This is a genomic window from Spirochaetota bacterium, assembly GCA_038043445.1.
Lineage (GTDB): Bacteria > Spirochaetota > Brachyspiria > Brachyspirales > JACRPF01 > JBBTBY01.
Genome location: JBBTBY010000067.1, coordinates 1 through 11,155 on the forward strand (window position 1 = coordinate 1; position 11,155 = coordinate 11,155).

At 55.2% G+C, this 11,155-nt stretch carries 9 protein-coding genes; 3 read left to right on the forward strand and 6 right to left on the reverse strand.

All coding sequences use genetic code 11. The features are described 5' to 3' along the window. The 6 genes from AABZ39_10545 to AABZ39_10570 all read right to left on the reverse strand — a co-directional run. The coding region (locus tag AABZ39_10545) for a sugar-binding domain-containing protein (GenBank protein MEK6795207.1) at positions 1–380 on the reverse strand (380 nt) is incomplete at its 3' end. A gap of 571 nt (positions 381–951) precedes the next feature. Then, on the reverse strand, positions 952–1,437 hold the full coding sequence (locus AABZ39_10550; protein MEK6795208.1) for a hypothetical protein: 486 nt from the start codon (positions 1,435–1,437) through the stop codon (positions 952–954). A 19-nt stretch (positions 1,438–1,456) separates the two neighbouring features. Then, positions 1,457–1,990, reverse strand: coding sequence for an RNA polymerase sigma factor (locus AABZ39_10555; GenBank protein ID MEK6795209.1), 534 nt, complete (start codon positions 1,988–1,990; stop codon positions 1,457–1,459). A gap of 55 nt (positions 1,991–2,045) precedes the next feature. Beyond that, positions 2,046–3,410 (reverse strand): 23S rRNA (uracil(1939)-C(5))-methyltransferase RlmD, encoded by a 1,365-nt coding sequence (gene rlmD / locus AABZ39_10560; GenBank protein ID MEK6795210.1) that lies wholly within the window; start codon positions 3,408–3,410, stop codon positions 2,046–2,048. Between the two features lie 12 nt (positions 3,411–3,422). Then, positions 3,423–4,217, reverse strand: a complete 795-nt coding sequence (locus tag AABZ39_10565; protein ID MEK6795211.1) for an RMD1 family protein — start codon at positions 4,215–4,217, stop codon at positions 3,423–3,425. A 71-nt stretch (positions 4,218–4,288) separates the two neighbouring features. Next, on the reverse strand, positions 4,289–5,152 hold the full coding sequence (locus AABZ39_10570; GenBank protein ID MEK6795212.1) for an AraC family transcriptional regulator: 864 nt from the start codon (positions 5,150–5,152) through the stop codon (positions 4,289–4,291). A gap of 158 nt (positions 5,153–5,310) precedes the next feature. On the opposite strand from AABZ39_10570, the gene AABZ39_10575 reads away from it, so the two are divergent. The 3 genes from AABZ39_10575 to AABZ39_10585 all read left to right on the forward strand — a co-directional run. Continuing rightward, positions 5,311–8,688: a hypothetical protein gene (locus AABZ39_10575; GenBank protein MEK6795213.1), complete on the forward strand. Its 3,378-nt coding sequence runs from the start codon at positions 5,311–5,313 to the stop codon at positions 8,686–8,688. A gap of 167 nt (positions 8,689–8,855) precedes the next feature. Continuing rightward, positions 8,856–9,305 (forward strand): LysM domain-containing protein, encoded by a 450-nt coding sequence (locus tag AABZ39_10580; GenBank protein MEK6795214.1) that lies wholly within the window; start codon positions 8,856–8,858, stop codon positions 9,303–9,305. A gap of 22 nt (positions 9,306–9,327) precedes the next feature. Further along, positions 9,328–11,155: hypothetical protein (locus AABZ39_10585; protein MEK6795215.1), on the forward strand; the 1,828-nt coding region annotated here is incomplete at its 3' end.

The window sequence follows — 11,155 nt, forward strand, 5'->3', positions numbered from 1 at the left end:
ACGGTAAGCGAATTCGCCCCGGGATGTATATTCCCGGTGAGGTCGAATGCATGCGGGATGAACATGTTCTCTACCGATGTAATGGCAGTACCGTTGATCGTTATATCCGCGACCGTATCGATGCCTTCGAACACCATCTCAAGTCGTTCCCCCGCAGCCAGTTCCGGCGCAATGAATTCCGAGGTGTAGGTGAAATCAGTACGTTCCCATTCCTGCGCGCCAAGGGCATTCGCGCCCATATAGAGATCGGGAATGATGTTCTCCCGCATCATATCGACGGCGACATTGCCGGGAACAGAAGCTGAAATGTCGAACTTTTTACCGTCAGCGGGATGCGTGAATGCGACACGCCATGTGCCGGGATACGGAAGTGTACGCATGTAAGCTCCTGTACATCGAATTATATCATCATGGGGATTAAAATAATACTGATGCCTGCGGGATGTTTGTCACATATTGATTCTATTTACGTTTTCTTATTCAGGCAAGGCACATGCCGGAAGCAGCAAGCTGAATAAAAAAAGGGATAGGACTTTTCATTTTCTACAGCTCTACCTTCCATGCCCGCCAGTATACCACCCGCCGAATTCCTGTCAATTCCAACCGCATCGCACCTCGCGCTTCGCTGCGGCGATACCGCCCGCCCTCGACGTTCACGTAAGCCCTACCGCGTTTTCCCGCGAGCAGCAGCAATTTGTCCGAATTCGTCGATACATTTTCTGCACATAAGACATTGAACACGGAAAATATTAAGATTATACCGAGAGTGTAAATATGAAATACTGTATATATTCCACGCCGCATATCGCAATAACATCTATCCCCGCCAACTACTACTTTATTTTATTTTAAATATTTTCCCGGCACCCCCCTTTTGAAGGCGTGCGCCAAGGATGGCGCAGCTGGCGGTGGCCATGAATGGCCAAAGCCGCTACAGAAAGGGGTCGGGGGTTAGGGGTTATTTTTTTCTCTTCTTTCAATATACTTTTCGAACGCCGCCTTGCCCTCTTCGCGCCAGTACTGATCATAATACTTCCATTTACCCCAGCCGCCCTTCACTTTCCAATCATTCCACTTCCCCGCATGTTCATGGAAATGTCCGTGCTGTGGCCCCATCGGCGGGCATGGCGGCATGGGCGGGTGCGGACGATGATGCTTCATGTGCGGAATGAACGGGGCGATCAGTATCTTCGCAAGGACGATGAGCCCGACGGTCTGCAGATACGTGAGCGTCTTCAACCCGAACACGGGGGGCATGAGCCAGTTCCAAAGCAGCATGACGACATAGCCGAAGATGAAGGCCAATGCCGTAACGCCGATTATCCCGCCCACGACGGCGCCGACGATCTTCAGCGGATGCCACGAATGCCGCGGAGGAGCGCAGTCCATCACCACCTCGGCACGGACCTCGCTCCCTTCTTTTTTTCTTCGTTCCATGGGGAACCTCCTTTTTATGCTACGCGATATCAGCAAGTTTCTTTTTCAGCATCTTTGCAGCGCGATGTTTACGCGAAAGCAGCGTATTGAGCGGCTCGCTCCATTCCTCCGAAAGCTCGGCGAAGGACCGTCCTTCTACTTCGGTGGCCACCCACACGCTCCGGTACGGCGGCGCAAGCGAATCGACGGCATCGGCAAGGCGGCGCGCAAGCTCTTTCTTCTCCATCGCCGTATGCGCCTCGTACTGCATGTCACCGAGCATGTCTCCCAGGGTAACACCGTCATCATTCACCGATGACTCCATCGACACCGACGGCTTTCTCCCGCGCCGGCGGTCGATGATGCGGTTCTCAATGGCTCGCCTCACGTACCCGGCGAGATTCTCAATGGCCGATACCGATCCGTCGCGCCCGATGAGCGAAAGCATGACATCCTGAAGAATATCCTCAGGATCGAATTCAGGGATGCTCGCCGCTTTCAGGCGTATATAGTGGAGCAATCGAGAACGTTGCTGTTCAAAGAACTCAGCGATACCTTGGTCTTGACGCTTCATTTCATCGTGCTCTTGGGTATAGTGACGGCGCTCGATGAGGAATATTGCATGGCGTTCAGCTTCGTTCGAACACCATGACGCATTCGATATGATACGTATGCGGGAACATATCGAACGGTGCGATGCGCGTTACACGGTAGCCGTTCGCCGTGAACACGGCAGCATCGCGCGCCTGGGTGTGCGGATTGCAGGACACATAGACGATACGCTTGAATTGCATCGATGGTATCATCGCGCGCATATCCTCCGAGAGCCCCGCACGCGGGGGGTCAAGCAGCAGGTTCGGATATCGGTCCATCCCGTCGCGGGAGAGGATCTCCCCAAGGGCGCGCACGTCGGACGAATGCCGCACGCGCACGTTCGGAACACGGTTCATCCGCACGTTCTGTATCGCGAGTTCGCACGAATCGCGCACCAGTTCAACGGCGAGCACTTCGGTGAATTTCGGTGCAAGTGCCAGTGAGAACGCACCAACGCCGGCATGCGCATCGATAAGACCGCCTGTCGCAGCGCTTGTCGCATGGCCGAAGCATTCGGCGAGGAAAGCGGCGATGCGTTGTGCCTGGGGCACGTTCACCTGAAAGAACGTGAGCGGTGAAAGCGCAAAGCGCATACCGGCGAACGATTCATCGATGGCCTTCCCGTACACTTTTTCGAGCGGCGAATGACGCGTATTCGTCGTGATGTTCTCGCCGTCGGCGAACACATACTCGGTATCGCGCGGATTATGGAACGTGAAAAAACCGGCGAGCGACGGGTGGCGGCGGAATATCGCCTTGGAGAATGCCGCACGCTTCTCGAAATCACGGTCATGGATAACGAGCGTGAGCATGCTCTCACCCTTCGTGTTCGAACGGATAACGATATCGCGGACAAGCCCCTTGCGCATCCGAGCGTCGAATGCGGGAAGCCTCAAGTCATTGAGAAGGCGCACGGTGGTACGCGCAAGCGCATTCACTTCGTCGGTATGGAGCGGGCATCGGTCGATCGGTACGAGCGAACGCGAATGCGAGCGATAGAACCCGGCAAGGATGCGGCTCCCCGAGCGCGCGCATTGCAGCTGCATCTTGCTCCGATACCCGAACACGGATGGCGATGGAACAACGGCGTCGACAGGGGTGGCGATGGCACGGAACAATTCTGTAAGGAGCGCATGTTTGTGCCGGCATTGCGCCTCGTATGATATGTTCTGATGGGCACAACCGCCGCAGTCGCCGAAATAGCGGCAGGGGGCGGCAACGCGGTCCGGCGACGGCGTTATGACCTCCGTAATGGAAGCGCGGCAGTACGTTCTTTTATCTTCGCGTATCTCGGCTTTGACCACATCGCCGGGGACGCCGAAGGGTACGAACACGGTCTTTCCCTCGGCACGGGCTATGCTCACGCCCTCACCGCCGAGCTTCTCAATGGTTAGTTCCATATCGCGACGGCGCTAGTGGCCGTTGAAGACGAATATCTGCATGAGAAAGATAATGACCTCGGCGATGATAAGGAGAACGATAGTGACATCCAGCCACACCATGCGCTGTGTGTTCAGGAGATCAAGAAGCGTCTCGACGTTATCGGTGATGAAATCGAGTTTTACCGTGATGCCTTCATGCCTGTCGGTAAGATCGAAGTACTCGCGTATATCACGGTACAATCGGCTGAGCCGTTCATCTTCCCAGGTCTCGTCCGGCTTATCGAACAACACGAGATTGTTGATGACATGATATTTCACCGACAGCGCGAACCCCACGCTTTTCAATATCCGAGCCGGTTTTATCCTGAGCTTTCCGGACGTTTTCAGCTCATTAATATACCCCTCGATCTTCCCCAGTATCGATGTGATATCAAGTTCGAATTTATTGAGGGCTATCGACTGCGCGAAGGCGAGCGAGATGAGCTTTATCTTATCCGGCGATAGTTTCGAGAGCTGCACACGCTCAAAGCCGATGCGCTCAGTGGCACCGAGCTCTATGTCGATGCGGTCGCTCACCCGCTCATCGACGGAAAAGTCGGTGAGGAATTTCGTCAATTCCTCGCGGATGGAACGCTCGAGATCATCGGTGGTGTTCCAGAACATGACGACGCCGAACTTGGTGATGACCACGAAGCGGTCATTGACAAGCTCGCAGACGAGCGGGTCGACGCTGTGCAGCTTATACGGCTTAAGCCGTTCGCGGAAACGCTTAAGGTCGATGGGGGCGTTATAATAATGCCCGGTAACAGGTATTTTCTTAGCCATATCTCATTGTATATCGGATCGAGCCTGTCGGCAAGCGTCGAACCTGTCCATCAAAATTATGGCAGCTTGCATTATTCCCCGCCGCTTCGGCGATGCTGTATCGGGGTTCTCCCCGTGTATCGCTTGAACATCGTGGCAAAATGCTGGCTCGATGAGAACCCGAGCGACAGTCCTATATCGGTGATGGGCATGTGCTTATCAAGAAGGAGTACCGATGCTCGTTCGATCTTGCGGCGTAATATGAATTCCTTCGGCGGAATGCCTGCCTCCGCGGTAAACAGCCGCTTTGTCCGCTGCACGGTCATGTTCGCGATATCCGCGAGGTGGGCGACCATGATCGGTTCTCCCACGTGCTCATCGACATAGCGAATGGCGCGCAGTATCGGAGGCGACACGGCGCTGCGCTCCCCGTGTGCGGAGGCGAGTACCTCGATGAGGAATTCGGTGAAGCGGGACATAAGAACACTTCTCACATACGGGGAGCGTTCGGTGTAGGCGCGTATGGCATCGTCGAATATCGTTTTCATGCGTGCAGTGCCGGGGAAGAAACGCCGCACCGGAGATCTGAACGCAGAAAGTACGGCGCTCGCTTCCGATCCATGAAAACCGAACAGCGGCGGACACTCCGCGAATGCGAGGAAATAAAGCGCACATTTTTCAGCGGGGTGGAACGACGATCCGTGCGGCATGCCGGGGGGCGTTATGAGTACGTCATTACCGCGCATTTCATAGCGCTCGTCATCGATCTCGATGTACTGCCGCCCCGAGGCAAGATAGATAATTTCGATGGCATGCGGATGCGCGTGCCGCCTGATGGGGACACGGGCGTTCGAATAGCGATGCATGCCGAATTTACTGAGCCCCGGAACGGCGATATTCCTGTTCGAGACGCGTATCATCGCCCCGGAGCGAAGGGGGTATTGCGCAGGTCTCATCGACTCATTGTAGCATAAGAGGCCGACTGCGGCAAGGATGTATAAGAACAGCGTACGGCATGGAAACGAACGACTATCGGCATGCTTGTAGTTATACTTGTAGTTGATATTATCGTAAGCGTGCGATGCATGTGCAAAATCGCCGCCCCGGAGACGTTATGAAAATCGTACTATTGGCCGTGCTTGCGGCGGCCGCAGCCGCACAGGTGTCGATCACGCTCCCATCCGAAACACGCCTTGACATCGACAGCGTCGACATGAGCGTCGAAATGAAGGATGCATCGCTCATCGGGAGCGGCAGGCTTTTTCCCTCCCAGCGCAAAGCGGGGTTCGGGTTCGTCTGTTATCTCCCGCTCCCGGCGAACACATGGAAGCAGGTCGGGATACGCTTTACGCCGGTCAATGACGGCAAAGTCACGCTCGTACTCATGAGCAAATATTTCACCGTCGATAAGACCAATGCCGTCATCGTGTCGTATTGGGACGGACTGGAAGCCGAGGGTGCCGTCATCGCCAATCCCGACTTCGAGGATGTGGACAATGATATGCCGCGCGGCTGGCTGAAGGGCTCCCTGAAATCGGATACGAAACTGCAGGCGATCGCAAACAATGATCCGCGCTTTGTGAAAAACGGACGATACAGCATCCGCGTCTGGCATGATTCGAAATTCACGCAGGTGTTCACCGTGAAGGCAGGCGTACCGGTGACGATAAAGGGCTGGGCCTATGTATTCGATGGGTCAAAACCGACGGCGATGACCGTCGACCTTTCAGCTGCAGCGAACATGGCGCTCGCCGATGGAACGGCCGGTGACGAGAAGGGCGGCTGGGCCGATCAGGGACGCGCGAATGATCTCTCAGCGCTCCCCACCGGTGATCGAACCCATGCGAACATACCGTTCTTCATCGGATCGGGGGACAAGGCGTGCATTGTCCTTAAGGCGCCGAAACGTCCGTATTTTCCGGAGAAGGTTACGCTTGCGGTACCGAAGCATGCAGCGGCATCGGGGCATGTCTATCTCCTGCACGCAACCGCCTACACGCCGAAAAGCGGTGTTGGTGAGATTGGTCGCATCATTCCGGTATATGCGAAGGGCGAAGGCACGCCGGTATCGGTACTATGCGGCCGCGATGTCGCGGATTGGTGGGGCGCTGCAACCCTCAGCAACGGCTTTGTCGGATACACCGCTGAAAACGGCAGTTCCTACATCGGATTATACGTCTCTCGATTTTCCATCCGCGGCCTTGGCGGCGATCTTACCGCACTGCGATTCGAGAGCGCGAACATTGCCGTGTGGGGCATCGCTGGCGTGACTCTCTCTCATGATGAAATATCGCTTCCGCACAATGGCATCTACACGACGGCCCCGTCCGGAGAATGGGTCCCGATAAAAACGGAAAAGATCATCGTCGACGGGAGCGCACTCGATCTTTCGCATCTTATCGAAAAGCCGGCGGGGAAATACGGCTTTCTTACGGCCAAGGATGGCCGCTTTGTGTTCGAAAATAATCCGTCAGTCCCGCTGAGATTCGCCGGCACCCACATATCATGGTTCAATACGAATTTTTTCGGATCGATGAGCCGTGAGGAGATAATCGTGCTGGCGAAGAACGTCGCGAAAATGGGGTACAATTGCGCGCGTTTCCAATATATCGATAATGCTTTTTTCTCCGACCGCAGCGATCCCTCCACCTATGATCCGATTCATACCGACAAGCTCGATTTTCTATTCTCGGAGCTCAAAAAAAACGGCGTCTACATGACCATGGACCTGAACTGGTCGCGCGGCCCGCGCACGCTCATCGAAAAGTATTTCCCGGGACTTTTGGCAAAAGGCGTGGGCTGGCACGATCTCTATAATTCCGGGTATTATATCATCCCCGAATTCCGCGAGGAGCTCAGGTCATACGCCCGGCAGGTGCTGTCGCATGTGAACCCCTACACCGGACTCGCGTGGAAGGACGATCCGGTACTCATCTACATCGGTACCGTGAACGAGGATCCTCTTGAGATCAATTACAGCAAGGTGCCTGAGGCGCACGCCCTGTACGAAAAATCGTTCAACAAGTATCTCGCCGCACAGTATAAAAGCAGTCAGGAGTTGTCGGCGGCATGGGGTGATCTTACGAGCGTCGAATCCCTGGAGCGGGGCACGGTCGCCCTGCCGCGAAGCCTCACCAAAAACAAGCGGGGTGCGGATGCGTGCCGCTTCCTCGTTGAAACGCAGGCGGCAGGCTATGAAGAGATGCGGTCATTTCTGCGGGGCATCGGGTGCAGACAGCCGATCGGCGATTGCAATATGGTACATACCCAGTTCACCACGCTTCTCAGGAGGAACATCGATTTCGTGGATCAACACGCATATTGGGACCACTCCAAGGGACTCGGGAATAAAGAGTGGGACCTTCCGTATGGATTTCACGGCAGATCCGCCCTGAAACCCCTGCGGTTCATCGATCAGAACTACGCCATCCCCTGCTACGGCGCTTACTTCGCAACGACCCGCAATTCCGGAAAACCATACTTTGTCTCCGAGTATAACTTCCTTTTCCCGAACCGTCATCGTTCGGAAGGCGGGCTCTATTTTGGTGCGATAGCCGCGCTTCAGGGTTGGGACGGCGCCCTTCGCATGGGCTATGTCGTGACCAAGGATGATGTGTTCGCAGATTCACTTATAAAAGGGAACATGTGCGCGAGCGATCCCATATCTCAGGCGACCGAGCGGCAGATCAAATTCCTCTACCTCCGCGGTGATATGCGCGAGGCGGAAATATCGGTGTCGCTCCATGGAACGTCTGATGCGGTAGCCGAGAACTGGTATCTCGGCGGCGAAGCCGCGGCGCTGAGCTTCATCGGCAAGATCGGCCTCAGCGTCGGCGATTCGGCGCCCGACGGCTATATTCTCCCGCTCACGACAAATGCGGTCATCTCCGGGAAGCGCATCGTACCGTTCGCCGCTTCGCCGGATACCGCGGATGCTGCGCTATGGCTCGAGTCGCTTAAGGGCGGCCTCATTCCCGCGGGAAATAAGAGCGATCTGAACCGCGGTCTCATCGAGACAGCCACACGCGAGGCGCGCTTTAACTTCAACGAAGGCACCATAGCGGTGAACACGCCGCGCACCAAGGGATGGGTCATCAAAACGAACGGCACGTATGAGATGCCCGGCGTGTCGGCGGCGGTTGCCGCGAAGGAGTGTTCGCTTACCTTTTCATCGCTTGACGGATCGGCGCTTTCCGAAAGCAGGCGCGTACTCATCATGTTCCCGACCGACGCGATAAACACCGGCATGAAGTTCGGGTCCGACGAGCGCACGGTGCTTATCCATTGGGGCGGTGCGCCGGTTCTCGTGCGCGTTGGTTCCGCCGCCGTAACGTTCAGGAACGACAATCGCATGAAACTCTTCGCGCTCTCCACCACAGGCAGGCGGACCGGTGAAGTTCCGGCACATGTGGCAGATGGAAATCTCAAATTTACGCTCGCTCACGGATCGAAGGAAGGTGTCGTGCTTAACTGGGAGCTCGCCGCTGAATAAGGAGACTCCCCTGCTTTGGACAATAGTAACATGGCCGGAACATGCGTTTATATGCCAAGCCGCAATGAGGTGCTGTGATTATCGTATTACAACAGGCGTTCAGGATGTTCTATGATAAATCCTGCAGCATGTTACAATCCTGATACACTGTAATTTATGGGGGATGCATGATCAAAAAAATTATCACCTTCGTCCGCGGATATCTCGGCGTACTGGCCATCGGCATCGCATTCATTGTTTCTGCGTTCATCGTATTCCTGAATAACACCGAGCCCTCCGAGGATACCTACATCGTGAAGCCCGGCGATACGATTACGTCCATCGCCGCCGCGTACAGTATGACGGTCGATAAGATAGTGGGTGCGAATTATCCCGACATCGATGGTGCTGCCCCGGTCACCGCAGGCATGCGCATCAAGGGGTTCCTCTCCGACAAAACATTGAAACAGGGCGAGCAGTGGGCGAAATACCGCTATGCCGTTGCCCGGCCGATCGTGCGCAGGATGAATGTGAGTTATGAGCGTGCGCTCATGGAAGCTGTGGAGCACGGCAAGGGCGATATGCCTGATGCGTACGAATATTCGAAGGAAGCTCGTGCACGGATCGGCATCCGATAAGTGATCTACGGAGGAATGCAGCATGAACGGATATTCATCATGCGGTACGCGAAAGCTTTTACCGTATCTATCTGCGATCGTCCTGTTGATCGGCGTTTCACTCCCGGCCGCAGATGCGGTAGTATGGCAGCTCGGCGCATTCGATGATACGAACCGCGAGTTCATATCCTACACAAGCCAGGAATTCAGATACAATCATCGATTGACGAATATGCCGGGATATGACAATAGAACCCACACCTATACGTACATTGTGCCGCAGAACGGCATCATCGAGCGCCCGTTATTCCCCGGCGGGATATCATCCCCGGGTTCGGCGAACCCGACCTGGGTGAACCGTGAACGAATAGTGTGGAACGATGACGGCGTCGGCATGCGCGTGTTCAAAATACGGATAACATCGGGGCTCCTCGCCGCCGTGCCCGGGCGTGTCAATAAGAACGTTGACGAGGATTCGCTTGTCCGCTATTCCCTGCGCATTACGCTCGCTGACGGCAATGTGACGCATATGTATCTTCCCAATTACATGACAAAACCGCTTGAAACAAGCGCATCGTTCCCGGCGATGAAAGGGAGCAACAGCATCGAACTCTATGAGCAGTCGGGGAACACGTATAAACGATGTTTTCTCATCGACGCGCTCGGCGTGTACCGCGACGACTCTCCCGCGGCGGATCCGGTAACGCTTGAGATAATTCCCGGCGAGGGGTTCTTACATGCGACGATATATGATATATCGCGCGCTGCGGCAGCGGGCATCACTCTGTATAATCTCAAACCCGGCGCGTCCTATTCGGTGCGTACGTCATGCGTCGATTTTTTTGATGCGGTCATACAGTCGAACCTCTTCGCTGTCACCGGGAATGAACGCGGTCAGGCGACATGTTCACTGCCGATGCCCTCCAGTATCGCCGGGAGTGTGCGTATTTTTGCCGATGTGCGGAAGGACGGTCGCGGTGTACCCCTGCAGATGGGCATGACCAATGTCATGCTGCGCACCGGTGCCGTACGCCGCATCGCACCCCTTACGGAAGCGGAGAAGGATATGTCATTCATCGGGCTTTGCGGACTTGCCGCAAAACTCACCTATGATCCGTACGATGATACGGAATATTCCATGGACAGGGTCGCCGATTATCGCGCCTACCGGAATATACTGCAGATCTATCATGAACGCTTCCACTCGCTGCGCTGGCCGTATCTGGAAAAGACGCAGGGAACATACCGCTGGGATTTTTGGGATGAACTGTTCGCAGGCGAAAAAAAAGAGGGTATACGCCTGCAGGCGGCGCTTTTGGGAACCCCTGAATGGATGTCAAAAAAGATGTACCCCGACCGCACGTTCTTCTGGGATTGGCATTACAGCGTTCCGGATATGAACGAATGGCGGCGCGTGTGTACCGACGTCGCAAAAAGGTATAGCGGCCTGATCACCGAATTCGAAGTATGGAACGAACCCTCCGAGCATTCACTCTACTGGCACAAGGGTACGGCGAAGGAATACTTTGATCTCGTAAAAACCGCGTATGAGGCGGTAAAATCGGTGGACACGAATATCGCCATTGTCGCGCAAACCGTCTGGGCACATCAGCAATCGTTCATCGACGAGCTGTACCGGCTCGGCGTGGGGAATTATATCGATTATCCGGCGGATCATCTCTGGAATGATGAAAGTCTCGAGCGAAGGATGCGCTTCCTGGCGAAAGCGGGAAGCAATCGAGGGCTGCTAGCCAATGAATCGAAATCGGCGAATTATAACAGCGTGGAACGCGATGAGCCGCTTCGCAAAACAGCTGCCGCCGATTTTGTTCGCAATACCATATACGGCAACGCCCACGGATTTCTGCGCA